This window comes from Paraburkholderia sp. DD10 (assembly GCF_049177125.1).
GTDB classification, from domain to species: domain Bacteria; phylum Pseudomonadota; class Gammaproteobacteria; order Burkholderiales; family Burkholderiaceae; genus Paraburkholderia; species Paraburkholderia terricola.
This window is the reverse complement of sequence record NZ_CP185393.1, coordinates 773,373-798,639: the sequence shown is the minus strand read 5'-3', so window position 1 is coordinate 798,639 and position 25,267 is coordinate 773,373. Positions and strand designations below refer to the sequence as shown.

Annotated in this window: 25 protein-coding genes; 20 read left to right on the top strand and 5 right to left on the bottom strand. The window is 62.0% G+C overall.

The window, feature by feature from the left end:
* Window positions 1–106: 106 nt before the first annotated feature.
* Entirely contained in the window at window positions 107–1,039 is a 933-nt protein-coding gene (locus ACOCG7_RS18980) for a LysR family transcriptional regulator (RefSeq protein ID WP_073427670.1), read from the top strand.
* A gap of 2 nt (window positions 1,040–1,041) precedes the next feature.
* Here the strand turns inward: ACOCG7_RS18980 and ACOCG7_RS18975 are convergent, their stop codons facing one another.
* From ACOCG7_RS18975 to ACOCG7_RS18965, 3 genes are read right to left on the bottom strand one after another with little or no spacing between them, the layout of a single operon-like run.
* A complete protein-coding gene (locus ACOCG7_RS18975; protein ID WP_244744273.1) occupies window positions 1,042–1,518 on the bottom strand; it encodes a PaaI family thioesterase in 477 nt (158 codons plus the stop codon).
* Window positions 1,511–2,506 carry a fumarylacetoacetate hydrolase family protein gene (locus ACOCG7_RS18970; RefSeq protein ID WP_421379452.1) on the bottom strand — a complete coding sequence of 332 codons (996 nt, stop codon included), beginning with the start codon at window positions 2,504–2,506 and terminating at the stop codon, window positions 1,511–1,513. Before ACOCG7_RS18970 ends, ACOCG7_RS18975 begins: the two co-directional genes overlap by 8 nt.
* Window positions 2,503–3,363, bottom strand: a complete 861-nt coding sequence (locus ACOCG7_RS18965; protein WP_421379449.1) for an ABC transporter substrate-binding protein — start codon at window positions 3,361–3,363, stop codon at window positions 2,503–2,505. The genes ACOCG7_RS18970 and ACOCG7_RS18965 overlap by 4 nt, the downstream gene beginning before the upstream one ends.
* Window positions 3,364–3,528: 165 nt before the next feature.
* Here ACOCG7_RS18965 and ACOCG7_RS18960 point away from each other — a divergent pair, with 165 nt between their 5' ends.
* The 5 genes from ACOCG7_RS18960 to ACOCG7_RS18940 all read left to right on the top strand — a co-directional run bounded on the left by ACOCG7_RS18960 (window position 3,529) and on the right by ACOCG7_RS18940 (window position 7,716).
* Window positions 3,529–4,098 carry a cupin domain-containing protein gene (locus ACOCG7_RS18960; protein WP_244744279.1) on the top strand — a complete coding sequence of 190 codons (570 nt, stop codon included), beginning with the start codon at window positions 3,529–3,531 and terminating at the stop codon, window positions 4,096–4,098.
* Entirely contained in the window at window positions 4,095–5,024 is a 930-nt protein-coding gene (locus ACOCG7_RS18955) for a 3-keto-5-aminohexanoate cleavage protein (protein WP_073427665.1), read from the top strand. The genes ACOCG7_RS18960 and ACOCG7_RS18955 overlap by 4 nt, the downstream gene beginning before the upstream one ends.
* Before the next feature lie 153 nt (window positions 5,025–5,177).
* A complete protein-coding gene (locus ACOCG7_RS18950; RefSeq protein ID WP_073427664.1) occupies window positions 5,178–6,422 on the top strand; it encodes an MFS transporter in 1,245 nt (414 codons plus the stop codon).
* Window positions 6,423–6,593: 171 nt separating this feature from the next.
* The gene (locus ACOCG7_RS18945; RefSeq protein WP_244744281.1) at window positions 6,594–7,298 is read left to right on the top strand and encodes a hypothetical protein; all 705 of its coding nucleotides are present in this window, start codon (window positions 6,594–6,596) and stop codon (window positions 7,296–7,298) included.
* 97 nt (window positions 7,299–7,395) lie between these two features.
* Window positions 7,396–7,716 carry a pyrimidine/purine nucleoside phosphorylase gene (locus tag ACOCG7_RS18940; protein WP_073427715.1) on the top strand — a complete coding sequence of 107 codons (321 nt, stop codon included), beginning with the start codon at window positions 7,396–7,398 and terminating at the stop codon, window positions 7,714–7,716.
* Window positions 7,717–7,828: 112 nt separating this feature from the next.
* On the opposite strand, the gene ACOCG7_RS18935 is transcribed toward ACOCG7_RS18940, so the two are convergent.
* A complete protein-coding gene (locus tag ACOCG7_RS18935) occupies window positions 7,829–9,376 on the bottom strand; it encodes a PLP-dependent aminotransferase family protein (RefSeq protein ID WP_421379442.1) in 1,548 nt (515 codons plus the stop codon).
* Between the two features lie 125 nt (window positions 9,377–9,501).
* Between ACOCG7_RS18935 and ACOCG7_RS18930 the strand changes: the two genes are divergently transcribed.
* Window positions 9,502–10,140, top strand: coding sequence for an FMN-binding negative transcriptional regulator (locus tag ACOCG7_RS18930; protein ID WP_073427662.1), 639 nt, complete (start codon window positions 9,502–9,504; stop codon window positions 10,138–10,140).
* Between the two features lie 163 nt (window positions 10,141–10,303).
* On the opposite strand, the gene ACOCG7_RS18925 is transcribed toward ACOCG7_RS18930, so the two are convergent.
* Entirely contained in the window at window positions 10,304–10,543 is a 240-nt protein-coding gene (locus tag ACOCG7_RS18925) for a hypothetical protein (protein ID WP_152035334.1), read from the bottom strand.
* A 92-nt stretch (window positions 10,544–10,635) separates the two neighbouring features.
* Here ACOCG7_RS18925 and ACOCG7_RS18920 point away from each other — a divergent pair, with 92 nt between their 5' ends.
* From ACOCG7_RS18920 to ACOCG7_RS18860, 13 genes are all read left to right on the top strand, one after another.
* The gene (locus tag ACOCG7_RS18920) at window positions 10,636–11,925 is read left to right on the top strand and encodes a quaternary amine ABC transporter ATP-binding protein (RefSeq protein ID WP_244744285.1); all 1,290 of its coding nucleotides are present in this window, start codon (window positions 10,636–10,638) and stop codon (window positions 11,923–11,925) included.
* Window positions 11,922–12,815 carry an ABC transporter permease gene (locus ACOCG7_RS18915; RefSeq protein ID WP_083083417.1) on the top strand — a complete coding sequence of 298 codons (894 nt, stop codon included), beginning with the start codon at window positions 11,922–11,924 and terminating at the stop codon, window positions 12,813–12,815. Before ACOCG7_RS18920 ends, ACOCG7_RS18915 begins: the two co-directional genes overlap by 4 nt.
* Window positions 12,816–12,959: 144 nt before the next feature.
* On the top strand, window positions 12,960–13,841 hold the full coding sequence (locus tag ACOCG7_RS18910) for a glycine betaine ABC transporter substrate-binding protein (protein WP_244744288.1): 882 nt from the start codon (window positions 12,960–12,962) through the stop codon (window positions 13,839–13,841).
* Between the two features lie 91 nt (window positions 13,842–13,932).
* A complete protein-coding gene (glyA, locus tag ACOCG7_RS18905) occupies window positions 13,933–15,228 on the top strand; it encodes a serine hydroxymethyltransferase (protein ID WP_114162261.1) in 1,296 nt (431 codons plus the stop codon).
* A gap of 78 nt (window positions 15,229–15,306) precedes the next feature.
* Window positions 15,307–16,194, top strand: coding sequence for a dihydrodipicolinate synthase family protein (locus ACOCG7_RS18900; protein WP_073427657.1), 888 nt, complete (start codon window positions 15,307–15,309; stop codon window positions 16,192–16,194).
* A 4-nt stretch (window positions 16,195–16,198) separates the two neighbouring features.
* The gene (locus tag ACOCG7_RS18895) at window positions 16,199–17,530 is read left to right on the top strand and encodes an NAD(P)/FAD-dependent oxidoreductase (protein WP_244744292.1); all 1,332 of its coding nucleotides are present in this window, start codon (window positions 16,199–16,201) and stop codon (window positions 17,528–17,530) included.
* A gap of 17 nt (window positions 17,531–17,547) precedes the next feature.
* On the top strand, window positions 17,548–19,041 hold the full coding sequence (locus ACOCG7_RS18890; RefSeq protein ID WP_244744294.1) for an aldehyde dehydrogenase: 1,494 nt from the start codon (window positions 17,548–17,550) through the stop codon (window positions 19,039–19,041).
* Window positions 19,042–19,146: 105 nt separating this feature from the next.
* Complete coding sequence (locus tag ACOCG7_RS18885; RefSeq protein ID WP_244744296.1) at window positions 19,147–19,917, top strand: pyrroline-5-carboxylate reductase; 771 nt, start codon at window positions 19,147–19,149, stop codon at window positions 19,915–19,917.
* Window positions 19,918–20,129: 212 nt separating this feature from the next.
* The gene (locus tag ACOCG7_RS18880) at window positions 20,130–21,131 is read left to right on the top strand and encodes a LysR substrate-binding domain-containing protein (protein WP_073427714.1); all 1,002 of its coding nucleotides are present in this window, start codon (window positions 20,130–20,132) and stop codon (window positions 21,129–21,131) included.
* 113 nt (window positions 21,132–21,244) lie between these two features.
* A complete protein-coding gene (locus tag ACOCG7_RS18875) occupies window positions 21,245–22,273 on the top strand; it encodes a GlxA family transcriptional regulator (RefSeq protein ID WP_244744298.1) in 1,029 nt (342 codons plus the stop codon).
* Between the two features lie 116 nt (window positions 22,274–22,389).
* Window positions 22,390–22,809 carry a cupin domain-containing protein gene (locus ACOCG7_RS18870; protein WP_244744300.1) on the top strand — a complete coding sequence of 140 codons (420 nt, stop codon included), beginning with the start codon at window positions 22,390–22,392 and terminating at the stop codon, window positions 22,807–22,809.
* Window positions 22,810–22,937: 128 nt separating this feature from the next.
* Entirely contained in the window at window positions 22,938–23,897 is a 960-nt protein-coding gene (locus ACOCG7_RS18865) for a LysR substrate-binding domain-containing protein (protein WP_244744301.1), read from the top strand.
* Between the two features lie 108 nt (window positions 23,898–24,005).
* Window positions 24,006–25,262 carry an aromatic ring-hydroxylating oxygenase subunit alpha gene (locus ACOCG7_RS18860; RefSeq protein ID WP_244744302.1) on the top strand — a complete coding sequence of 419 codons (1,257 nt, stop codon included), beginning with the start codon at window positions 24,006–24,008 and terminating at the stop codon, window positions 25,260–25,262.
* The last annotated feature ends 5 nt before the right edge of the window (window positions 25,263–25,267 follow it).

Below are 25,267 nucleotides of genomic sequence, written 5' to 3'. Positions count from 1 at the left end.
TTGTCTCCTGATTCGTTATAGCGCGTCTTGTTCAACGCTTGACGCCACGATAGGTTTGCCCGGATCATGCGTCAACCTAATGGGACTAATTCCCTGAATGCACGCCATGCATATCCGCGACCTCGATCTCAACCTGTTGGTGCTGTTCGACGCCCTGCTGAGGGAGCGCAGCGTCACGCGCGCCGCCGCCGAAGTCGGGCTGTCGCAAGGCGCGATGAGTCACGGGCTCAACCGGCTCAGAACGTTTTTCGAAGACCCGTTATTCATCAAGACGTCGGCCGGCATGCAGCCGACTGAGAAAGGCTTGCTGCTCGGCGCGACGATTACCGAGGTCATGACGGCGTTGAGGCAGCGCGTCGTTTCGCAGGCGCACTTCGATCCGGCCAGCGCTCGCCGCACGTTCGTGCTCAGCATGACCGACATGGGCGAACTGGTTTTTCTGCCGCCGCTGATCCGCCGCTTGCGCAAGATTGCGCCTAACTGTGCGGTGCGGTCCGTGCAGGTGCCGCTCGAACAGATCGAGGCGACGCTCGCGGCCGGCGAGGCGGATCTCGCGCTCGGCTCCGTGCGCGCGGCGCCCGATGGACTATTCCAGCAACGCTTGTTCTTGCACACCTTCGTCACGATGGTCAGCGTGCGCAACAAGGCGGTCGGCAAAACGATCAGCCGCGCGCAGTTCGAGCGCATGCCCCAGATCGTCGTCTCGCTGACCGGCCGGGCGAGCGCTGCCTACGACAGCGCGTTCGACGAATACGGCATCAAGCGCAACGTCTATCTGACCACGCCGCACTTTCTGGTCGTGCCGCATCTGATCGACGCGCAGCCGGATCTGATCGCCACGGTGCCGCTCGAACTCGGCAACGTGTTCGCGCGGCTCGGCACGATCAGGATGGTGCCGCCGCCGGTGTCGTTGCCGCCGTTCGCCCTCCGCCAGCATTGGCACCCGCGATTCCACGACGATCCCGCCAACATCTGGCTACGCCATCTCATCAAGGAAACGTTCGACCGCTATCCGGATATCGCGGACGACGAGGCCTGAAGTCAGCCCCGCACATCGAACACCGCAAACGGCGCGGTGGCGCTTGCGACGCGGCGCGTTCCCGTCGCATCGTAAAGGTCGGCTTCCACGAACGAGACGCGCCCGCCCAGACGTTTGACGCGGGCGTCGGCGATAAAGTCGCCCACGTATCCCGGCTCGATCATGTCGACCGTGAGACTGATCGTTGCGCACGTGCGGCCGTGCGGCAGCCTGGCGAGCAGCGCCAGGGCCATCGCGAGATCGAGCATCGAGGCGAGCGTTCCGCCCGATACCACGCCATTGCCTTGCACCGATTGGTCCGGCGCGGTGAAGCGGAGCGACAGCCCCTCCGCGCTGCCCGCCAGCAAGGTGGCGCGCAGCGAGGTCAACGCGGGATTCATGTCGAGCGTGACGTTGCTCGCTTGCGCGGACAGAAGCTCGTGAAGCAAGGCGCGATCGGGATTGTCTCGACGTAGCGTCGGTTCGATCACGTCAGCCATGTCGTTGTGCGACGCACACTTGTCGTTGACGGCCCAGTCCCTCGATCTCGGCTTCCATCACATCGCCGTCGCGCAGGAAACGGTTGTAGTGCGTGCCGTTGCCGGCCGGCGAGCCGGTGCAGATGACGTCGCCGGGCAACAGCCGCGAATAGCGCGAAATGTATTCGATCTGCCGCTCGATACCGAACAGCATGTCGGCGGTCGTCTCGTCCTGCATGACTTGCCCCGACACCGTGAGCCGCATTCGCAGACGATGCGGGTCGGGAACGAATGCCTTGGGCACCAGATACGGTCCGAGCGGCAGAAAGCCCGGCTGTCCCTTCGAGCGCAGCCAGTCGGTGCCCAGCATCTTGTAGTCGGTGCGTGGAATCAGATCGCGCGCGGAGATGTCGTTGGCGATGGTGTAACCCGCCACGTGGTCCAACGCCTGCTCGCGGGGAATCCGATAGCCGCCGCGACCGATGACGACGGCCAGCTCCAGCTCCCAGTCGGGCTTCACTGTCGTGACCGGCAGCACCAGCGGATCGAACGCCCCCGAGACCGCGGAGACCGGCTTCGTGAATGCGTAAGGCTCGCCGTTCGCGAGCCGCTCATCCATCATGGCTTCCGCCCAGCGCCGAAGGCCGGCCTCGTCGAGTCCTTCTGGACCGACCTTCGCATCCACCGTCAGATCGACCACATGCTTGCGGTAATTCGCGCCGGTGCAAAAAATCTGCCGCGGCAGATCGATGGCCGGGTGAGCCTGCAAATCGGACAGCGCATGCCAGCCGCCCTCTTCTGCCGAGACCTGCGCGGCGAGACGGCCCAATGCGGGCTCGCTCGCCGACCAGGCGTCGAGAAGCGCGAGCACGCCGGGCGCGTTTGCCAGATCGCGTTCGCCATGACGCGCTGCCAGTTCGGCAAGCGAAGCCACGCGATCATTCACGACGAAGCCCACAAAGCGGGCAGCGTCCGCCACCGAAAACGTTCCGAGCGCGTATTGCTTCACTTCTGTCCCCCCATGTATTGCTCGACCATCGAATCATCGACGATGGTCGAATAGTCATTGTCCGCACCCACCAGACCGAGCGAGCGACGGTGCGCGACGAGTAGCGCGACGCCCTCTGCCGATGGACGCAGCGAATCCGGGTTCTGCGCGATCATCGCAGCGGCAACCGCGTCCGGAAAACCGGCCGCCAGCACCGCCTGCCTCGCAAATTCCGCGCGCTCGCCAACGCGCCGGCGCGCGCGTTCCAGCGCTCGCAGCCACGCGGCGACCCTGGCGTTCGCCGCGCCGCCCCGGCGCACGACGACGCCCTGCCCGGGAAAACCGGCGTACGTGTCCTGCACGCTCGCGATGCAGGCAAGCCCCGCCGCTTGCGCCATCGAATCGAATGGCGGCCCTAGCAAGGTTGCGTCGCCCTGTCCCGCCACGAGCGCGTCGAAGCGCTCCTTGACGCCGCCCGCGGGCGTCAGGCGCACCGCATCGGACGGTACGCCCGCATCGCGCAGCATGGCCCTGAGCGCAACGACGAAGCCGTTGTCCGGCGCATCGACCAGCAGGTTCGCACCGTGCAGATCCCGCAGATTGCACAGTTGCGGCCTCGCGAGCACCGTCAACGGCGTGGTTCGCTCGATCTGCGCGACGACGCGAAAGTCTCGCGGACCCACGCGGCCGTTCCAGCCGATGACGTTGTCCATCGAAGTCACGACCGCATCCACGCTTCCGGCCACGAGCGCGTCGAATTGCTCATCCGACGAACGGTTGCGATCGGCGTGAACCGCGATGGCCAGCTCGTCGTGACTCGCGACGAGTGCAAGCAGCGGCGGCACGAACCACATCACGCGAATTTTCTCTGTCTCCATGAATCCCGGCTGTTGTCATTTGATTGCCCACATTACAAAACGGACCGTTCATATTTGTCAAGCTCAAACCTAGCCAAAAACCGCTAACCATCCCTAATCCTTTTCCCTATTGACAGGCAACTCCGGCTCATTAACGATACGATACGACTCGTTAATGGAGAGAACATGGAGACGCTGGTCAACAATCAGGGCTTGCAGCAGCAGGCGGAGACGGACACGTATCGCCCGGTCAGGCGGATCGTCACGGGCACCAATACGCGGGGCCAGTCCTGCTTCGTGTCGGATGGACCGACGCCGAACCGGACAAACCGGCCGGGGCTGCCGCTTGCGCACGTCGTGTGGGCAACCGGCGAAGCGCGCGCACCCGGCGACGATCCCGCGCCGGCCGGTCGCGCGTTCGCGTTCCATTCGAAGGGCGGCTCGTTGCTACGCGTCGTCGATTTTCCGCCTGACAACAACTACGACGAAGCGCAGCTCAAGCAATTCCTCGACGACAGCGGCGTGCGCGGCAAATCCGACGCACGGCATTTCTGGTTTCACAAGACGGAGTCGCTGGACTACGCAATCGTGCTCGAAGGCGAAATCTGGGCGCTGCTCGACGAAGGCGAAACACTCATGCGCGCTGGAGACGTGCTGATCCAGCGCGCGACCAGTCACAGTTGGGCGAACCGCTCGGACAAGCCGTGCCGGATGGCGTTCGTGCTGCTCGATCTCGTCGAAGGAGAGCCGCTGTGAGCAAGGCGATCATTACCTGTGCGGTGACGGGTGGCGCTCATACACCCTCGATGTCGCGATTTCTGCCGGTCACGCCGGAGCAGATCGCAGCCGAATCCATCGCGGCCGCCGAGGCCGGCGCCTCGATCATTCATCTGCATGCCCGCGATCCCGAGGACGGCCGCCCCTCCGGCGACCCCGAAATCTTCAGGCGCTTCGTCACGGCCATCAAGTCCTCGACGAACGCCGTCATCAACATTTCGACGGGCGGCGGCGGTCCGAACATGCCCATCGAGGAGCGCACGGCGGCAGGCCGGGCGCTCAAGCCCGAGATGTGCTCGCTCAATATGGGCTCGCTCAACCTCGTACTGTCGGAGATGGCCGAACGCGAGCGCGAATGGCGGCATGACTGGGAAGTGCCGTTCCTGAAGGGCACGCGCGGGCTGATCTTCCGCAATACCTACGACGACATCGCGTGGATTCTCGAGCATGTCGGAAAAGCCGGCGGCACGCGCTTTGAATTCGAGTGCTACGACGTCGGCCATCTGTACACGCTGCAGTACTTCCTCGAAAAGGGTCTCGTGAAGCCGCCGCTTTTCGTGCAGACCGTGTTCGGCCTGCGCGGCGCGATGGGCGCCCACGCCGAGGACCTGCTGCATCAGAAGCGCACCGCCGACCGGCTGTTCGGCAACGACTACCACTGGTCCGTGCTGGCGGCCGGCAAGCATCAGATGCCTGTCGCGACGATGGCGAGCCTGATGGGCGGCAACGTCCGGGTCGGCCTCGAAGACAGCCTGTATATCGGCCGCGGCGAGCTGGCTCGAAGCAACGCCGACCAGGTGCGCAAGATTCGCCGGATTCTCGGCGAACTGGGCATCGAGATCGCCTCGCCGGACGAAGCGAGACGGATGCTCGATCTGAAGGGCCACGACCAGGTGGCCTTCTAGCCATACCGGACAGGGATCGCCCCCGGTCGCCGGCGTGAAACCGGCAGCGATCCCGATCCGGCGTTCGATGTCCGTCGTTCCGTCCGCGGACGGCGACACATTGCCCGACGCCCCGCGTCAGGAGCAGCCAATACAAGAACGTTGGAGACGAACATGACTCATCTTTCCCCTGAAGCCCGGCCGGCACGCGTCGCCGGTGCGCGGCACGGCTGGCTCCTGATGGCCAGTTGCTGGCTCTCTTCGACCGGCGCCGTGCTGATCGCCCCCGTGCTTCCGCAGATGCGGCACGACTATGCGGGCGTTCCGCATGCGGACGTGCTGACGCTGATCGTGCTGGTCATTCCCGCGCTGATGATCGCGTTGTTCAGTCCGCTAGTCGGCTCGCTGGTGGACGCGTTCGGACGCAAGCGCCTTTATCTGGCCGCGGTCGCGATCTACGCGGTGGCCGGCGTCCTGCCGTTCTGGCTGACGAGCCTGTACGCGATCGTCGCCGCGCGCGCGGTGATCGGTCTCGCGGAAGCGGCGATCGTCACGATCGCCACCGCGCTCGTCGCCAATTATTTCTCCGGTATGCGGCGACAGAAGTGGCTGACGATGCAGCACGCGTCGGCCTCCGTCGTGGCCGCCTTGATGTTCGCCGTGGGCGGCGGGCTTGGCAGCCTGGCGGCGGGTTGGCGCACGCCGTTCCTGGTCTATGGATGCGCGATCCTGTTCCTTCCGTTTATCGCGGTGATGATCTGGGAACCCGGCGAAAAAACGCACGTCGAGCATGCTCCCGTGCAGAAGTTGCCGTTTCCGTGGCGCGAGATCGGCCTTCTCTGTCTGCTGATCCTTTTCGCGTCGGTCATGTTCTTCGTCGTGCCGGTGCAGATCAGCTTTTTGCTCAGCGAGCGCGGCGTCACGGCACCGGCGATTCTCGGGTTCGGCGGCGCCATCGCCAATGCGGGCATTCCGGTGGGTTCGTTTGCGTTTCACCGGCTCGCCCGCTGGCCTATCAACCGGCTTCTGGTCATCGCCTTCGGGCTGCTCGCGCTGGGTTTTTTTGTCATCGCATCGTGCGCGGGCGCAAACGCGACGGTCGCGGGCGCTTTTCTCGCCGCGGCGGGGGCGGGCATGGCGCTGCCGCTACTCGGCACGTGGACGCTGGCGCGCGTGCCGTTCGCGCAAAGCGGTCGAGCGACCGGCGGGTATATGGGATCGTTTTTCCTCGGCAATTTCCTGAGCCCGCTCATCGTCGAATCAGTCGCCAGGTTCGCCGGCGGACTCATCCAGGCGGTCGCGTGGCTGGCGGTGGCCTGCGCCGGCACGGCGGTCGCGGTCCTGATCCTGACACTCGCGAAACGCGGACCCAGCGGATCGGTGCATGCGGCGCAGGTGAACCGCGTTCCGCTCGGCTGATCGTTCGATCACACGTCTGCGACTGCGCCGGCAGTCGCCGCGTCGACGTCCTTCGTGCCATGAACAAGGCGACACCGACGCATGGCATGGAGACGGCTCAAGCGAGCCCTTCGACTCGTTACAATAGCCCGTGCAAAAACGCGTTCCCTTCAACCGCATCGTGTGCGACACATGTTGACCTCTTATTTCCGGAGCGGCGACGCCATCCGCAGTCGGCGCGTGAGCGATATCGTGTTAACGGACACGATCGACGTGCCCGCCCCCCCGGCGCGTCTGCTGGCGGATTGGCAAAGAGAGACGTCGATGCACATGCGGTTGGACCCCGGCGACGTCGAGCCCATGCCTTTGGCGCGAGCGCGGATGCGCTGGCCGGACTACGCGCGCTGCGTCGAGGCCATGTCCGACTGGACGTCCGGGCTAGGGCTGCCCGAGGTGCTCGCCGCCAGTGACATCGCCCTCATGGCCTGCCGCGGCGCGCGGTATCACCATGACGCCGCGCAATATGGCGGAGCGGCCTTTTGCAATCTCTTCATGAGCGAGGACAAGGGGCTGGATCTGCATTTTCCCGCGTTGGACCTGCGCATTCCCCTGACCCGCGGCACGGCCGTGATATTCGACACTGGCCAGCCTCATGGCGTCATCCGGCGCGGCCGCTCGGGCTTCGATGCCGCCGACTTCCCGCCGGACCAGGACTGGCTGCAGATATTCCTGACCTGGGAGCTTCCTGTCGAAGAGGCTCATGTCGGGCAGGCGCTCAACATTGCATTCGATATCGCCCCTCCTGTTTCGCCGCAACCGGACGAAGAGCAAGTCCGGCTCGATGGCGAACGAGCCGACGTGTGCCCGAATTCCGGTCGCTGGTTCCAGGTGGACTAGACGTCGGGGCTCGCGGGCCGTCTGTATGATGGCGGCTTTCGCCGACGCTTGGCACGCGCGGCGCAACGCATTCATCCACACCCAAAGGAAGACCGCCATGACGGCCGCAACGCAATTCGATCAGGTTTCCATCGTCAAACGCGCCAATGTCTACTTCGACGGCAAGTGCGTGTCGCACACCGTTCTGTTCGCCGACGGCACGCGCAAGACGCTCGGCGTTATCTTGCCCGGCGTGCTCAACTTCGGCACCGACGCGCCGGAGATCATGGAGGTGCAGGCGGGCCAATGCCGCATTCGCCTCGAAGGCACCGACGAGTGGCGGACGTACGGCGCGGGCGAGTCGTTCTCGGTGCCCGGCAAGAGCCGCTTCGATATCGACGTGATCGAAACCCTCGACTACGTCTGCAGCTATCTGTAGATCGAATGGGCGCATGACGCGCGGCGATGAAGGCGGCTTCATAGGCATGCGCCGGGGCCACGGAATAAGCCCGCTCCGACCACGCAGCGCGTAAGCCTAATGGCTGCGCTTTCTATCGACTTGGGCCACTTCGCGTGGCTGCTTTTCGTAGGGCGGCGTGTTTTCGTTTGAGTGGCTTTGTCACGCCGATAATCACCTCGGCAAGACGTTGCGCAGCCGCCTTCATTTGCGCGTTGCTGAATCCGCCGAATCCAAGGACCAGGCCGGGCCGCGCCGTTCCCGGCGCGAACATCGGCGATACGGCCCGCACGGCGACTCCGGCCCGCGCGGCCAGTTCGACCACCTTGCGGTCATCCATGCCTTGCGCCAGCCACAGGACCACATGCATGCCCTGGTCGCCCGGCTCCAGCCATGCCAGATCATTCGGAAGCAGCGCGTTCAGCGTCTCGATCAACTGGGCCCGGTGGTCTGAATAGACGTTGCGAACCCTGCGGATGTGGCGCTCCAGATGGCCCTCGGCCATGAAGGCCGCCAGCACATGCTGATCGGCGTTCGGCGGATGACGGTCCATCAGCACACGCGCGCCGCAGAAAGCATCGACCAGATCGTCGGGGACGATCACATAACCCGAGCGCAACGACGGAAACAGGACCTTGCTAAACGTGCCGAGATAAATCACCCGGTCGGGGTCCAGTCCCTGAAGTGACGGAAACGGATAGCCCTGGTAGCGAAGTTCGCTATCGTAGTCGTCCTCGACGACCCATGCGTGGTTTGCACGCGCCCAGGCCAGCAAGGCGCTGCGCCGAGCCATGCTCATCGGCATGCCCAGCGGATACTGATGCGACGGCGTGACGAATGCGGCCCGCGCGTGAGGCGCCGCCCGTATCCCCGCTTCGACATCGATGCCCTCGGCGTCGACCGGTATGCGAATCATCGCATCGCCATGCCCCGTACTTTCGAGTATCGCGGTAACGCCACGGTAGGCCGGGTTCTCCACCCAGACCTGATCGCGCGGACCCAGCAACACCTGGCTCGCCAGAAAGAGTCCCTGCTGAGTACCGCTGGTAACGATGACCTGACCCGGTTCGCAGCGCACGGAGCGGGACTTGCGCACATAGTCGGCAATCGCTTCACGCAGCGGTAAGGCCCCAAGCGGATCGGAGTATCCAGCCGGCGCGCCAGCTCCCCTGGCACGCAGACGGTTGCCGAGCCGGCGCCAGATGTCGGCGGGCGCGGTCAAACCGACAGGTACGGAAATCGCAAACGGCACCGGCGGCAGCGGCCTGAATTCCTGCGCGATCCGCGCAAATGCCGCGGCGGGCTCAGGCAGGCTGGTCCGCGCGATACGCCGGCGGGCCGCACGCGGTTCGGTTGCCTGTCGCGGCTCGGCGAGTGCTTGCGCGACGCACGTGCCGGCGCCCCCCTTCGATTCCAGAAAGCCCTCGGCGATCAGTTGCTCGTAAGCCCCGATCACCGTGCCGCGCGAGACTTGCAGCGAAGCCGCCAGCAATCGCGTGGACGGCAACGCATCGCCGGGCTGGATATTCCCAGTGCGCACCGCCTCTCGCAACGCCTGCGCGACCTGACGGCTGAGGCTGCCCGCCGCGCGGTCCAGGGTGCCGATCGACGGAATTTCCGCGGCCCGCGCCGTTCTCGCCATGATTCTGGTCCTATGAAATCGATCTAAACTGGATCTGTAGGATAAACCAGTTTTTCAACATAATGCGTCCACACGGCTTTCGATCCGATCGCCTTCGAACACCTCCGCCAGCTAGTGGAACCGACATGTACATACCCGCCGATTTCAATGAACCTCGCACCGAGATTCTGCACGCGCACATCGCGCAACATCCGTTCGGAACGCTGATTACGCATGGAAACAGTGGGCTCGACGCCAACCATCTTCCATTCGAACTGGCGGCGGCCGAAGGCGAGCTGGGCGTCCTGCGCGCGCACGTCGCGCGGGCCAATCCGGTATGGCAGGACGTCGCGAACGGCGATGAAGTGCTCGTCGTCTTTCGTGCGGGAGACGCTTATATTTCCCCGACCTGGTATCCGAGCAAACACGAGTTTCACCGGCAGGTTCCCACCTGGAATTACGTCGTCGTCCATGCGTATGGACGCATCGCCGTTCACGATGACGAGCAATACGTGCGCGGCGTGGTGGCCCGGCTGACCCGCACGCATGAGGCTTCGCAACCCAAACCCTGGAAGATGGCCGACGCGCCGAGGGACTACATCGATACCCTGCTCAAGTCGATCGTCGGCCTGCGGATCGACATCACGCGACTGGTCGGCAAGAGCAAGCTTGCCCAGAACAAGGACGCACGCGATATTCGAGGTGCTGGCGAAGCGCTCAGGGCGCGCGAGAACTTTCAGATCGGCGATGCCATGCTGGCCGAGGCCGCCAGGAAGCCGGAGTAACCCGCTCCGCTGCTGTCGAATTGCCCGGCATAAGCCGGGCAATGGTTTATGGCGAAACCAAACCGCCCTATCCCATCACGCTTTGTTCATGCTTTGCCCTACCTTCGGTTATGCAAAGCAGTCGCCGAACCCCAGGACATTCCCGTACGACAGGGTTCCGCGTTCAATAATCAAAGGCCGGGCCGGCACTCCGCTTTCTGCGCAAACCCTTCAATGAAGCTGCACGGGCCCGCCCCGTCTGAGGCTCCTCTTTCACCAGCACTGCCGGCTCCACCTGCATTACCAAAAGTAGGGAAAAGCCCGCAGAAAATGTAGCTGGATCGATCAAATTGGCTTGAATACGCTGCGATTCATCCATCAAGCAGAGGTGGCAGCGCACGGTCGACATAGTGCTTCTTTTCATTCGACGAATCGTGTTTGCTGTTCGCCCGGCTGCCTTGCAACTTTCATAGGTCGCGGGCTTGATTTCTTGAACTCGCCAGTTGGGAAGACAGAATGAACCCTAACCTGACATTTGCGCCGGGAGATGTGTTGAGCCCGGGCACAATGGAAGCGGAAGACGTTGCAGCGACTGCCAAACATGTCGCGGTTTCCGGGACCGACATTCTTACGGTTAAAAACCTGTCGAAAATCTTCGGGCCGAAGCCCGAGCGTGCCGCCGATTTGATCAAGCAAGGCCTTGGCCGCAACGAGATTTTCGAGCAAACCGGCAACATGGTGGCTGTCAACGACGTCAGCCTCAGCGTTAAGGCGGGCGAGATTTTTGTCGTCATGGGCCTCTCGGGTTCCGGCAAGTCGACGCTGGTTCGACTGCTCAACCGGCTGATCGAGCCGACGTCGGGCCAGGTCATTCTCGAAGGCCACGACATTGCGCCCATGTCCACGTTGGAATTACGCGATGTGCGCCGCAAGAAGATGGCGATGGTGTTCCAGTCATTCGCGCTTCTGCCGAACCGCACGGTCCTCGACAACATCGCGTACGGGCTGGAAGTGGCCGGCATCAAGAAGGCGCAGCGCTACGAAATCGCGCGTACCGCGCTCACGCGAGTCGGCCTCGGCTCGTACGAAAAACTGCTTCCCAGCGAACTATCCGGCGGCATGCAGCAGCGGGTAGGCCTCGCACGCGCGCTTGCCGTGAATCCCGCCGTGCTTCTGATGGACGAAGCGTTCTCGGCGCTGGACCCGCTGATCCGCTTCGAAATGCAATGCGAACTTCTGCGGCTTCAGAAAGAAGAGCAGCGGACAATCGTCTTCATTTCACACGACATCGAAGAAGCCATCAAGATTGGCGGCCGGATCGGCATCATGAAGGATGGCTGCCTGATCCAGGTCGGCACGCCTGCTGAACTTATCCAGTCGCCCGCGGACGCTTACGTGCGGGACTTCTTCCGCAATGTCGACGTATCCCGCTTCCTCAAGGCGTCCAGCCTGATGACAAAGGTGGACCGGGGTCTCATTTCCTGCGACGTCGGCACATCCTCGGAACGTTACCTCAATCAGCTTATCGATAGCGGCGTCGAATGCGGCTATGTCTGCGACGAATCGGGTCGATACCAGGGCTGCGTCACGCCGGCCTCGTTGCATAAGAGCGGTACGCGCCCCGTGCGTGACGCCTTGCTCCGGGACGTGAATGCGGTTTCGCTGGATGCGGATTTGCATCAACTGGCTGCGATTGCATTGAGCCAGGAGCACGACGTACCCGTCACCGACACGGCCGGAAAGCTCGCGGGCGTGGTGTCCTGCCGGACGATACTCAAGCAGGTTATGGAACGGAGAGCAGCATGAACTCGTCAGTCATCGGGAAATTCGCAGAAGACGGCGTCAATTTTCTCTTTCAGCATTTCCGGGGCGGTTTCGACGCTTTCTCCGCCTCATTGGGCGCGGTCATCAAGCTATTGCAGGACGGACTGGCCGCGATTCCCTTCGTTGCAATGCTGGTCATTCTCGTGGCCTTTGCGTTGTGGCGGCGCGGTGTGGTGTTTGCGGTCTTCGTCGGCCTTGCGCTTCTCGCGATTCATTACATGGGTCTGTGGGCTCAAACCGTCTCGACCCTGGCACTCGTCATCGCAGCGACCTTCTTCAGCCTGGTGGTGGGCGTGCCACTCGGCATCTGGGGAGCGCGCAACAAACGGGTGGAAATGATCTTGCGCTCGCTGCTCGACTTCATGCAGACGATGCCCGCCTTCGTCTATCTGATCCCGGCGGTCATCCTGTTTGGCTTGGGGCGCGTGCCGGCGGTGATCGCCACCATCGTGTTTGCCATGCCGCCAGTCGTGCGGCTCACGACCCTGGGTATCCGGCAGGTGCGCGAGGAACTGCTGGAGGCGGGCCGCGCCTTCGGCAGTACGGACATGCAGCTTCTCTGGAAAATCCAGTTGCCGAATGCGCTGCCTTCAATCATGGCCGGCGTGAATCAGACCATCATGATGGCGCTCTCGATGGTCGTGGTGGCGTCGATGATTGGCGCCGGCGGGCTGGGCGAATACGTGCTGAGCGGTATTCAGCGTCTCGACATCGGGATCGGCTTCGAAGGCGGACTCGGTGTCGTATTGCTCGCCATCGTACTCGACCGCTTGACGGAGAGCTTTGGCGTGAAGGCGAAGAAGAAAGTCAAACGGGTCACGCCCGGCACGGGAGCGGCAAAGGCCGGCACACATGCCGCGGCGCGCACTTGACCGGCAGCATCGCATCGGGCATGCGATGCGATGCGATCGCCAGAGACATCAGGTATTGGGCATTAGCGAGTTTGGAGACCCGACACGCTATTGCAGCAGCAGTCGAATTTTCAAGAAGATTTCATCATCTCGTAGGAGTAGCGCATGAACAGCAATGTATTGAAGTCGCTCGTTATGAAACTGGCGGTGTCGGCGGTCGTTGCCCTGGCTGCCGGTGCGGGGCCGGCAGTCGCGGCCGAACCGCTGAAGATGGCGGTTACGAACTGGGCGGATGTACTGGCCGTCGCCAATGTCGCCAAGTACGCTCTGGAGACGAACCTCAAGCAGCCGGTGCAGTTTGTTCAGGCCGATATCGGCATTCAGTACCAGGGCGTCGCCCGCGGCGACCTCGACATCATGGTGGGCGGCTGGCTGCCGGTGACGCACGCAGCGTATTACACAAAGTACAAGAACGATATGGACGACGTCGGCATCATCTATACCGGCGGCAAGAACGGTTGGGCAGTGCCGGCATACATTCCCGAGGCCCAGCTCTCGTCGATTGCCGACCTGGAGAAAGCCGACGTCAAGAGCAAGCTGAATGGCACCGTGCAGGGTATCGAGCCCGGCGGCGGCTTGATGCAGGCGTCCGAGAAAACCATCAAGGCCTATGACCTGAATGGCTACAACCTGCAATCGTCGAGCGAAGCAGGCATGCTCGCAGGCGTGCAGCGAGCTTACCAGTCGAAGCAATGGATTGTCGCCACGGTCTGGAGCCCTCATTGGCTGTTCCAGAAATGGCAGATGCGTTATCTCAAGGATCCCAAGGGTACGCTGGGTGGCGAGGAGCAGGTTCACGCCTTCGCGTCCAAACAGTTCGCAAGCAAGTTTCCGCGGGCGGACGTCTTCTTCAAGCATTTCAAGCTGACTCTCGCTGACGTCGAGGCCATCGAGTTCGAGGGCAACGCCACGAACGACTATGCGACGGCAGCGAGGAAATTCGTCGACGCGCATCCGGAAAAGTTGAAGGCCTGGTTGCAGCAATAGATCACGTTGTTCTCGCCGTGAGCGGAAGGGTTCATTGCCGCTCGCGGCGTGGCATGACTTGTCTTACACGATTTAATTCCGGAGTGACCACGTGAACGAGAACTCACGCTTTTTTGCTGAAACTCTCCAGAGCCGTGACCCCGTCATCGCATCGGAGATTGCGTTGGAGTTGCGTCGCCAGCAAACCCAGATCGAATTGATTGCTTCCGAGAACATTGTCTCGGCTGCGGTAATGGAAGCGCAAGGCACCGTGCTGACCAACAAATACGCGGAAGGGTATCCGTCAAAGCGGTATTACGGTGGCTGCGAGCACGTGGACAGGATCGAGGCGCTCGCCATTGACCGCGTGAAAGCGCTGTTCGATGCCGAATACGCGAACGTGCAACCCCATTCGGGCGCCCAGGCAAACGGCGCGGTGATGCTCGCGCTGGCCAAACCGGGCGACACGGTGATGGGCATGTCGCTCGACGCCGGCGGACATCTGACGCACGGCGCGCGTCCCGCGCTTTCCGGCAAATGGTTCAACGCGGTCCAGTACGGCGTGAATCCCGAAACGTATCGCATCGACTACGAGCAGGTCCGTCGGCTTGCCGACGAGCATCGCCCCAAGCTCATCATCGCAGGTTATTCGGCCTACCCGCGCGCGCTGGATTTTGCCGCGTTCCGCGAAATCGCCGATAGCGTGGGCGCATTGTTGATGGTCGACATGGCGCACATTGCCGGGGTCGTCGCGGCAGGCAGGCACGAGAACCCGGTTCGATTCGCCGACGTGGTGACGTCCACGACGCACAAGACGCTTCGTGGGCCGCGCGGCGGCTTCATTCTCACGAATAACGGCGACATAGCCAAAAAAATCAACTCGGCTGTATTCCCCGGCCTGCAGGGCGGCCCGCTCATGCACGTCATAGCGGGCAAGGCGGTCGCATTCGGTGAAGCGCTTCGTCCGGATTTCACGGCGTATATCGACCAGGTGCTGCGTAACGCCCAGGCGCTCGGCAACGTCCTGACCTCGGGCGGCCTGAGTCTCGTCACTGGCGGAACCGACAACCATCTGTTGCTGGTCGATTTGCGCGGCAAGCGGCTCACCGGCACCCAGGCTGAAAAGGCGCTGGAACGTGCGGGCATCACCTGCAACAAGAACGGGATTCCGTTCGATACACAAAGCCCGACTGTCACCTCGGGAATCCGCCTCGGCACGCCCGCTGCAACAACCCGAGGCTTCGGCACCGATCAGTTCGAGCAGGTCGGCCAGATGATTCTGGAGGTGCTGTCGGCGCTCGAACGGGAGCCCGACGGAGATGATCAGGTCGAACGCGCGGTCCGCAGCCGCGTACGAGATCTGTGCAACCAGTTTCCGATTTACTCGCATGCCGAGGCACTTGTGTAGCCGGCCCACGATACGCCTGCGATTCTTGCCGGCTATCCGGGCAGCGCTTTGCATCTTTTATTCGAGAGAGAATTCCAAATGAGCTTCGAGGGCGTACATACACCACTAGTCACACCGTTCAAGGCGGACGGCGAGATCGACCATGATCTACTCGGCAAACATGCCGCCAATCTCGCAGGCCGGGTTTCGGGCCTTGGAGTCGGCGGGACCACGGGCGAGTACTACGCGTTGAGTTTCGAAGAACGGGTTCGGACCTTCAACACCGTGGCGCAAGCGGCAGGCGGCAAGACGTATCTGACCGCCGGCATCAATGCGACCACGACGAAGGAAGTCATTCGCCTGGGTCAGGAAGCCAGGCGGGCCGGCCTGTCCGCGTTGCTGCTTGCCGCTCCGTACTATGCGCAGCCGACGCAGGAAGAACTGCTGAACCACATGTTGAAGGTGGACGACAGTCTCGACATGCCGATCATGCTGTACAACTTTCCGGCGCGCACCGGGACCGAAATCAGCAACGGCGTTCTGGCAACGCTGCTCGAACGGCCAAACTTCATCGCGATGAAGGAAAGCACCGGCGACATCTCGCGTCTGCATCACCTTGCCACGCATTTCCGCGACAAGCTGGTACTGAGCTGCGGCATGGACGATCAGGCGCTCGAGTTTTTCGCATGGGGAGCGAGGAGCTGGGTCGGGGGTGCTTCCAACTTCCTGCCCGAAGCGCATACCGCGCTCTTCGACGCATGCGTCGAGCAAGCTGACTTCGTAACGGGCCGCAAGCTGATGGCGCAACTGCTGCCCGTACTCGAATTGCTGGAGCGCAGCGGCAAATTCATTCAATACGTTCGCTACGGCTGTGAACTCGCCGGCACGCCAGTCGGTATCGCGCGCGCGCCGCTCGGCACGCTCACTGAAGAAGAGCGTGGCGATTTTGCGAAGCTCGTTCAACCCATGTTGCGCAACGCGCAGTAAACGCATGGCCTCGAAACTGGAATTCGTGCGGTTCCCGGCGCCAGATGGCGTGAACGGCTGGTGGGAAAGTCTGCCGCCGCCCTCCCCCGCCAATACGGTGTCTTCCGGGCATCGATATGACTGGGTCGTCGTCGGCGGCGGTATTACGGGGCTGTGCGCCGCGCGGCGTCTGGCGGAGCTTGCGCCTGACGCCACAATAGCGCTGGTCGAAGCGGACCGTATCGGGCGCACCACGGCGGGACGAAATTCCGGGTTCTTTATCGATTTGCCACACGACATCAGCAGTGAAAGCTATTCGCGCAGTGTGGAAACCGATAAGGCCGATGTTCGGTTTCAACGTCACGGCATTGACTATGTGCGCTCGACGGTCAAGCAATACAACATCGATTGCGACTGGCGGGACGACGGCAAGTTTCATGCTGCGGTGAACAGGAAAGGCCACGCCGCACTGACCCACTTTGCTGAAGGGCTTGCTCGCATCGACGAAGCCTTTCAATGGCTGGACGAGACCGCCATCGCTAAAGTGACCGGCACGAACTTTTATCAGGGCGCGCTCTTTACGCCGGGTTGCAGCACGGTTCAGCCGGCAGCGCTCATGCGCGGTCTCGCGGCAACGTTGCCGGAGAACGCGAAGGTCTTCGAGCTGAGCGCGGTCAAGGGCATCGAAGACCAGGGGCTGTCGAAAGTACTGCGCTTCGACAGCGGCAAGATCGTCGCGAAGCGCGTGATTCTATGCACCAACGCGTATGCGGCGACCTTCGGCGGGCATCCGAACGGTCTGCTGCCTGTTTATACGTTTGCGTCCATGACACGGGTAATGAACCCGGAAGAAGTCGGGCGACTCGGCGGCACGCGGTCATGGGCACTGATTCCCGCCGATCCGATGGGCTCGACCATTCGCCGTCTGATTACCGACCGTATCTGCGTTCGCAACCACTTCGCCTTTCGACCTGGCCTGGAACTTTCGCAGGCTGACCTGGCGAAGGCGAAGACCATGCATCAACGGTCGTTCGATCGGCGCTTTCCGATGCTGAAAGACGTCGAACTGGAATACACATGGGGCGGCCCCTTGTGTCTGTCCGCGAACAACGGCGCGCTGTTCGGATGCAGGGACGATGGCGTCTTCCAGGCGATCGGATGCAATGGCCTCGGTCTGAGCAGAGGGTCGGCATCCGGGAAACTCATCGCCGAATACGCACTCGGCCAATCCAATGAACTCGTTCGCCAGCTTTTGAACCAGCCGCATCCGCGCTCGCTGCCGGTCCGCCCGATCGCGGACGTAGCGGTGTCAGCGGCTATCTGGATGAAGGAATTTTCGGCGGGAGCCGAGCTTTAAATTTGCGAGGACAGAACATGACGACTTATCAGGAATGGCAGCAGAAAGCTGAAACCCTCTCAGTCGATGGCAGAGCGTTTATCGCCGGGCAACGGTGTCCGGCGGCGGCGAACGAAACGTTCCAGACACTCAATCCTTCGACGGGAAAAGTACTGGCCGATATTGCAAAGTGCGACGCGAAAGACGTCGACCGGGCGGTAGCGGCGGCAAGGAATGCGTTCGTGTCCGGCGTGTGGTCGAAGGCCGCGCCTGCCCAACGAAAGTCGGTGCTTCTGCGGCTCGCGCAACTCATCGAGGAAAACGCCGAGGAACTGGCGCTGCTCGAAGCACTCGAAGCGGGCAAGCCGATCAGCGAGTGCATGGCACTGGACATCCCCGAATCGGCGGCCTGTATCCGTTGGCACGCGGAAGTCACCGACAAGCGGTACGACGCGCTGTCGCCGTCGGGCGCGAGCGTCGTGAGCATGATTACGCGCGAGCCGATTGGTATCGTGGGTGCAGTCCTGCCGTGGAACTTCCCGGCGCTCATGCTTGCCTGGAAAATCGGCCCGGCGCTCTCCGTCGGCAACAGCGTCATTGTGAAACCCGCCGAGCAGACATCGCTTTCCACACTGCGCATCGCCGACCTGGCAAGGGAAGCCGGCGTGCCCGAAGGTGTCTTCAGCGTCGTCACCGGCTTTGGCGAAAGCGCGGGCCAGGCCCTGGGCCGCCATGCCGACGTCGACCTGATTGCTTTCACGGGTTCGACGGAAACCGGCAAGCGGTTCCTCCATTACTCGGCGGACACGAACCTGAAGCGAGTCGTGCTGGAATGTGGCGGCAAGAACCCTCAAGTCGTTCTGCCCGACGTCGCGAACCTGGATGCTGTCGCGGAGCAGGCAGTCGCTGCCGCGTTCTGGAACATGGGCGAGAACTGCAGCGCGGGCTCCCGTATTCTGGTTCCTTCGACAACAAAAACCGAGTTGCTCGACAAGGTCCTGGCCGTTCTGGCGGGATGGAAGACGGGCGACCCGCTCGACCCCGAGGTCAAGCTTGGTTCCCTGATCGAAGAGAAGCACTGTCAAAAAGTACTCGCCCACATCGAGAAAGCGAAAGCGGAAGGCGCGCGCCTCGTGTGCGGCGGCAAAGCCACATTGACCGAGACCGGCGGGTGGTTTGTCGAGCCGACCATCTTCGACCATGTCACGCCAGAGATGAGCATCGCCCGCGACGAAGTCTTTGGCCCCGTCGTCTGCTTCATCGAATACGCCGACATCGACGAGGCTGTCCGGATTGCCAACGACACCTGCTATGGACTCGCCGCATCGCTATGGACCGACAACGTCAACAACGCTCACAAGATTGCCGCCCGCATCAGGGCGGGTACGGTCACGGTGAACTGTTTCGGCGAGGGCGACCTGTCCACCCCATTCGGTGGATTCAAGCAATCGGGCTTCGGCGGCCGTGATAAATCGGTCTACGCGCACGATCAGTATTGCGAGCTGAAAACCACCTGGCTAAAGCTGGACTAATGCAACTCCACTCGATCGGGAGCCCCGGCCTGTCACGCCGGGGTGTTGACTTTCCGGGCGCGACGGCGTTTGACGCTGCCGCACTTCAACGCTATGTGAGACCCCATGCGACTTGGATTCATCGGGACCGGCGCCATCACGCAGGCAGTCGTTACCGGATTGCTTCGGTTCGACTTTCCGCTCGAGCGCATTTCGCTGTCGCCCCGCAATGCGCAGACCGCAGCGGCGCTTGCCGCTCTCGATAAGCGAGTGCAGGTATGCGAAAGCAATCAGGACGTACTGGAAGCATCCGACGTCGTCTGTCTTGCCGTCGTGCCGCAAATCGCTGCCGACGTGCTGAGCGAACTGCATTTTGATGCGCGCCATCATGTCGTCAGCTTCATCGCCGGCATCTCGATCGATGAGGTGCGCAGGCTCGTCCGCGCGCAGGGCAAGGTCGTTCGCGCGATACCGCTGCCGGCAGTTGCCGAGGGCAAGGGAAGCACGGCGATCTGTCCCGCGGACCACGTTGCGAAATCCTTGTTCTCGGCGTTGGGACAGGCGGTCGAAGTCGACGACGAAGCCAGGTTCGATGCACTGTTGGCCGTCACCGCGACGATGGCGAGTTTCTATGCGGTGCTGGAAGCCCAGGCGTCGTGGCTGGTCCGCCAAGGGCTGGATGACGATGCCGCTCGCTCATTTCTGTCGGGCTATTCTGTCGGCCTCGCGCACGACACAACGCGAGGTGAAAGATCGTTTACTGAGCTGATCGAGCACTCCATGACGCCGGGTGGCATCAACGAACAGGTTCACGACGAGCTCTCGAAACGCGGTACGTATGCACATTTCGCCGACGCCCTCGACCGGGTTTTGATGAGGATCCAAGGCCGCGCATAACGCCACGTTTTCGCCACGCAGAACGCCGCCTGAGGAGAGGCCTGACCTCGGGTTGACCTCTCTTGCCAACGAGCAGGGAGACTCGCAAACTATTCCGATCGAGATGCTCCTGCCTCATGACGGATGGCCGCCTTGCACCGAGAAAAAATAGAGCGGCGTAGATCCACCGTCTTCGGACAGCACCGCGCTTGCGCGTGAAAAAGGTGACAACGATGCAACAGAAGCATTTATTCGCGGACCGACTCCTCGCCCAGATGCCGTCGTTACGGGCACTGCGATGCTTCGTCACCGCGGCGCGCTACGAAAGCTTCACACAGGCGGCGGAAGTGCTATGCGTCACGCAGGCCGCAATCAGCAGGCAAATCAAGGAACTCGAGGATTCGCTAGATGTGGCCCTGTTTGAGCGCACCGGGCGGCACATCGCGCTCACCGATGCGGGCCGCATTCTCTACAACGCATCGTATCTGTCGATCATGAATATCGCGGAAGCAGCCGAGGCGGTGCGTCGCTCGGACAAGCGCGCGCTGACCATTTGCGTCTCGCATACGTTCTCGGCTTTGTGGCTGTCGTTCAGGCTGCCCGAGTTCCGCAGACGGTTCCCGGACATCAGATTGCTCGTGATGGTGACCGAGCATTTCATGGAACTGGATGAACTCATGCAACCTGACGTCATCATTACCAAGAATCCGCCGCGCGAACCGGAGTACGAAGTCGAGCCGCTCTTCCACGACGTGGTGTATCCCGTCTGTAGTCAGCCGTTCTTCGAGAAACACTTTCGCGGACAGTCGTTGAAGCCGCTCGATCTGCTGTCGCAGCCCACGTTGAACCTCTCGCTGCTGGGACGGGCCCAGGTGTGTGAACACGTCGACTGGCGCGTGTGGCGAAACTGGTTTCAGCAAGGCGATGGCTCGGACAGGCTCACGGAAAACGAGCACTTCGAGAGTAACGACTATCGACTCCTCGTCGCCCAGGCCGAAGCGGGCGAAGGCACCCTGCTCGGCTGGCATCATCTTGTCCATCGCCAGGTCGAACAGGGCCGTCTGATTCGGCCGGTGCGTGACGCGCTCGAGTTCCACGACCGTCACCACTACCTGATCACGCATAAGAACGCGAAGCTTCGACCAGAGTCTTTGCAGTTCCGTGAATGGCTCGGTGAGGAAGTCGGCGCGATGATGCGCGAATGGCGAGGCGTCGAAGCGGAGACTACCAGGTAGCTTTCGCTCGCAACCGTTCGAACAGCATGAGCAGGTCCGTCGAAAGACGATTCTCCTGGCCGGATTCCAGAGCGCATCTAGAGCGCTTCCAGAGCATTAATGCAGGCAGTCCCATGTTCAGCGACCCCACTCATCCCGGAACCGTCCGGCCGCTTCGCTTTGGAATCGTGCTGTTGCCCAATTTCACGTTGACCGCATTTTCCGGTTTCGTCGACCTTCTCAGGCTGGCAAGCGACGAAGGTGACATGAGCAGGCCGGTCCGCTGTTCGTGGAGCATCGTCGGCGAGTCTTTTACTCCCGTCAGGGCAAGCTGCGGAATCCAGGTCGCGCCGTGGACAACCTTCGAGGAAGCCGGGTCCTTCGATTACGTCGTGATCGTCGGCGGCCTGCTGCACTCGGGGCCGTCCGCAAGCAAAGCCACGCTCCAGTTCATTCGTGACGCGGCGCAAACGTCCGCCACCCTGGTCGGCATTTGCACAGGGGTGTTCGCCTTGATGCGTGCCGAGGTGATGGACGGCTACCGCCTATGCGTGAGCTGGTTCCACTACTGGGATTTCGTCGAGCGCTTTCCCGGCGTTGACGAACGCAATCTCGTTGCGGACCGGCTGTTCGTCATCGACAGACGGCGGATTACCTGCTCAGGCGGACGGGCCTCGATTGACGTGGCAGCGGCCATACTGCTGCGGCACGTCGAGGCCACGGTCGTGCAGAAGGCGCTGCGCATCATGCTTGTGGACGATGCGCAGAAAGGCAATGCTCCGCAGCCGCACCCTCCGGGACTCGAACCCGCGACGCACCACAAGGTAAGGCGCGCGATCCTGTTGATGGAACAGCACATGGGTCAGCCGTTGAGCCTGGGAGAACTTGCCCGGCGTCTCGATATGTCCGTCCGACAGCTTGAGCGGCTGTTTGCCGCGGAAACGGGTAAATCGCCGCACGCGTACGGGCGGCAGATTCGTATACGGACGGCGTCCTGGCTGCTGACGAGTTCCGACCGAACGGTGGCCGATATTGCGACGTCCTGCGGCTTCTCCGACGCCTCGCATCTTGGCCGCGAGTTCCGTAAAGAATATGGCCAATCGCCGCATGCCTATCGGGTGGCTCGACCGCAGAGCGAGGCGCTAGCGCTGGACTCCGGGTAGCGCTGCCAGTTGGGCTTGTGAACGTGGAATGCAGGTGCACCGACTTCCCCGACAGCGCGCCGCCGAGGCGCGACAGGCAGGGGGTCCCCTTTGACAGACAATGGATACGGCAGAACATGATTACCGGGCACGCGCACGATGAAACAGTTCTTTTTGGCTTGAACGTCAAGAATGGGCGACGCTGTTACTCCATTGACGAGCGCGACTGGCAGCCTATGAAAATCGGCGCAACAGTGCTGCCCGGCTTTCTCTGGATTCCTGTCGCCGATGATGAGAATGGCGCCTGGAGCAGTTACTGGATGCGTCTGCAACCCGGAGCGCGCTCGTTCGAACACCAGCACGACTCGACCGAGTTGATCCTTGTTCTCGACGGCGTATTCACCGATGACGACGGCACGGATTTCCTGCCGGGACAGACGGTATGCTACGCGGCCGGCTCGCGGCATAGTACGTCCTCGCAAGCGGGCTGTACGGTACTGGTCGTTGCTCATACGGGGTCGACGATAGTTTCTCAATCGCCAGCCACGCGCGTCTGAGTCACGCGGACCATGGCGTTCATAGGCGGCGGGCGGCACGCTGGGCGAACATCGTCAAAGCCGCTCGTCATGCCTTTGCGAAAGTAATCAGACACTGCTGCCCTGTTTTTTTGACTGGAGGGGCCGAAATGAAACCGACAGGCGCACGGACCAAGGGATACCGGCGGCTGATTCCCTCCGTGACGGCGCTCGTCGAGTTCGAGGCGGTCGCGCGTCATGGCAGCTTTACTCTGGCCGCCGATGAACTCGGGGTGACGCAAGCAGCGGTAAGCCGGCAGGTCAAATTTCTTGAAGAAACGCTCGGGACTCGGCTCTTCAATCGTCTGCATCGTTCCATCGAGCTCACTCAGGAAGGCGAAGCTCTGTATCTCGTGGTCGCCGAGTCGATGCAGAAAATCGCCGGTGTGTTCGACCGGTTGTCGAGCGGACCGGTCCAGCAGGAACTGGTGCTTGCGGCAACGTCCGCGTTTTCACACTTTCGCCTCTTGCCGCGGCTGGCTTCGCTCAAGAAGACTCAACCGGATATTCAACTCCGCATCTCGACGCAGATGTTCAACGCTGACCTCCGACCCAAGGAGGTCGATGTCGCCGTTCGGTTCGGAAACGGACGTTGGGGCGACGGCTCCGCAACCCTGCTTTTTGACGAGGAAGTCTTCCCCGTCTGTTCGCGCGAGTGGGTGGAATCGCGGGGCGCGCCAGCGTCGCTGCAAGAACTCGCCAACGCCGCTCTCATCGAGTCGGATTCCACCTCGGAAGGCTGGATGGGATGGGAAGCGTGGTTTCACGCTCTGGGCTTCGGGCCGGTGCGATTGAACTTTGCCCTACGCTGCAGCCTTTATACGGACGCCATCGAGGCCGCGCGCTACGGGCAGGGCATCGCCCTTGGCTGGGGAAGATTGGTCCACGATCTTATCGAGGCAGGTGAGCTGATCCGATTGCCGGTCGCCTCGTTCAAGGTGAGCGATTCATATTACGTCGTGGTGCCGCATGGGCGCACCCTCACCCCTGCAATCGAAGGTCTTATCGACTGGCTTCGGCAGGATTCCATCCACCGCGAAGCGGCCGGGCTTTCGCATAATCCAAAGTAATGCCAGGCCGAAAATAAAGCGCATTGACGCTGTTTTTCGGCAATCCAATACTCAAGTCATAGCGGGAACAATCGAAGTCCCGACATACCTGAACGTTGGAGAAAGGCGATGTCCGAAGTGCGATTCAAAACCCATGGTGAGTTGATCCGGAGCCGTCAGCCCGGTCACGGCATGCCCGGCGAGCTCTTTGGCCGCCACGACGTTTTCGAAACGGACGTCGAGATCTTTTTCCACAAGCACTGGATTCTGGTCGGCGTCACGGCGGATGTGCCGGAGCCGGGCGATGTGTCGGCCGTGGATATCGGCAAGGCCTCGATCATCATCGTGCGCGACGACGACGAAAACGCCCGAACCTATCGCAACGTCTGCCGACATCGCGGCGCACGTCTGAAAGAGGCCGGGAAGTCGACGGTCGGCATGCTGGTGTGCCCGTATCATCAGTGGACGTACGATCTCGACGGAAGCCTGCGCCACGCTACCCACATGGGAAAGGACTTCGACCCGAGCTGCCGTGGCCTGATGCCGGTTCATACGAGGATTGTCGGCACGCACATCTTCGTTTGTCTCGACGAGCATGCGCCCGAGGACATCTCGAAGCTCGAAGAGACCATGACACCGCGTTTCGCACCGTATGACCTGCAAAACACCAGGATTGCCTTCGAGCAGGAAATCATCGAAAACGGCAACTGGAAACTCGTGATGGAAAACAATCGCGAGTGCTACCACTGCCAGGCCACTCATCCGGAATTGACGGCATCGTTCCTGCCGGAAGACTTCGGCTTCTGTCCTGAGAATCTCAGCGAAGAATCGCTGCGTGCGCTGGAAGCGTACAAGGCGCGCAACGCGGCATGTCAGGCAAGCTGGGAGCGAGACGGATTCACCAGCGCCAGTGTCGAGCGGCTGGACGAAGATGCGGTCACCCAGTTCAGAACGCAGCAACTCGTCATCGCCGGTAACGGTGAATCACAGACCATCAGCACGAAGGTCGCCAGCACCAGGCTGTTGGGAAATCTCGAACGGCGCGATCTCGGCGATACGCACCTCTGGACACACAATTCGTGGACGCATGTCATGAGCGATCATGCGGTGATCAGCTACATCATTCCTCTCGCGCCGGACAAGACGCTGGTGCGCTCGAAGTGGCTTGTTCACGCGGATGCCGTCGAGGGCGTGGACTACAAGGTCCCGGATCTCACCGAAGTATGGGTTGCAACAAACATGCAGGATAAACACCTCGTCGAAATCACGCACGAAGGCACTCAGGATCCCGCCTACTCGCCGGGCTTGTTCTCGCCTTTCACGGAAACCTACGTGGAGCAGTTCTCGCGCTGGTATGCAGCCCGATTGAGCGCACACGGCATCTGAGCGGA

Excerpts from the sequence above, each read along its gene's own strand:
- ACOCG7_RS18975 (WP_244744273.1), bottom strand. The coding sequence starts at position 1,518 with ATGGCTGACGTGATCGAACCGACGCTACGTCGAGACAATCCCGATCGC.
- ACOCG7_RS18965 (WP_421379449.1), bottom strand. The coding sequence starts at position 3,363 with ATGGAGACAGAGAAAATTCGCGTGATGTGGTTCGTGCCGCCGCTGCTT.
- ACOCG7_RS18895 (WP_244744292.1), top strand. The coding sequence starts at position 16,199 with ATGGCCTCGAAACTGGAATTCGTGCGGTTCCCGGCGCCAGATGGCGTG.
- ACOCG7_RS18925 (WP_152035334.1), bottom strand. The coding sequence starts at position 10,543 with ATGAAAAGAAGCACTATGTCGACCGTGCGCTGCCACCTCTGCTTGATG.
- ACOCG7_RS18920 (WP_244744285.1), top strand. The coding sequence starts at position 10,636 with ATGAACCCTAACCTGACATTTGCGCCGGGAGATGTGTTGAGCCCGGGC.
- ACOCG7_RS18915 (WP_083083417.1), top strand. The coding sequence starts at position 11,922 with ATGAACTCGTCAGTCATCGGGAAATTCGCAGAAGACGGCGTCAATTTT.
- ACOCG7_RS18875 (WP_244744298.1), top strand. The coding sequence starts at position 21,245 with ATGTTCAGCGACCCCACTCATCCCGGAACCGTCCGGCCGCTTCGCTTT.
- ACOCG7_RS18940 (WP_073427715.1), top strand. The coding sequence starts at position 7,396 with ATGACGGCCGCAACGCAATTCGATCAGGTTTCCATCGTCAAACGCGCC.
- ACOCG7_RS18945 (WP_244744281.1), top strand. The coding sequence starts at position 6,594 with ATGTTGACCTCTTATTTCCGGAGCGGCGACGCCATCCGCAGTCGGCGC.
- ACOCG7_RS18935 (WP_421379442.1), bottom strand. The coding sequence starts at position 9,376 with ATGGCGAGAACGGCGCGGGCCGCGGAAATTCCGTCGATCGGCACCCTG.
- ACOCG7_RS18980 (WP_073427670.1), top strand. The coding sequence starts at position 107 with ATGCATATCCGCGACCTCGATCTCAACCTGTTGGTGCTGTTCGACGCC.
- ACOCG7_RS18950 (WP_073427664.1), top strand. The coding sequence starts at position 5,178 with ATGACTCATCTTTCCCCTGAAGCCCGGCCGGCACGCGTCGCCGGTGCG.
- ACOCG7_RS18910 (WP_244744288.1), top strand. The coding sequence starts at position 12,960 with ATGAACAGCAATGTATTGAAGTCGCTCGTTATGAAACTGGCGGTGTCG.
- ACOCG7_RS18960 (WP_244744279.1), top strand. The coding sequence starts at position 3,529 with ATGGAGACGCTGGTCAACAATCAGGGCTTGCAGCAGCAGGCGGAGACG.
- ACOCG7_RS18890 (WP_244744294.1), top strand. The coding sequence starts at position 17,548 with ATGACGACTTATCAGGAATGGCAGCAGAAAGCTGAAACCCTCTCAGTC.
- ACOCG7_RS18860 (WP_244744302.1), top strand. The coding sequence starts at position 24,006 with ATGTCCGAAGTGCGATTCAAAACCCATGGTGAGTTGATCCGGAGCCGT.
- ACOCG7_RS18930 (WP_073427662.1), top strand. The coding sequence starts at position 9,502 with ATGTACATACCCGCCGATTTCAATGAACCTCGCACCGAGATTCTGCAC.
- ACOCG7_RS18880 (WP_073427714.1), top strand. The coding sequence starts at position 20,130 with ATGCAACAGAAGCATTTATTCGCGGACCGACTCCTCGCCCAGATGCCG.
- ACOCG7_RS18900 (WP_073427657.1), top strand. The coding sequence starts at position 15,307 with ATGAGCTTCGAGGGCGTACATACACCACTAGTCACACCGTTCAAGGCG.
- ACOCG7_RS18870 (WP_244744300.1), top strand. The coding sequence starts at position 22,390 with ATGATTACCGGGCACGCGCACGATGAAACAGTTCTTTTTGGCTTGAAC.
- ACOCG7_RS18885 (WP_244744296.1), top strand. The coding sequence starts at position 19,147 with ATGCGACTTGGATTCATCGGGACCGGCGCCATCACGCAGGCAGTCGTT.
- ACOCG7_RS18865 (WP_244744301.1), top strand. The coding sequence starts at position 22,938 with ATGAAACCGACAGGCGCACGGACCAAGGGATACCGGCGGCTGATTCCC.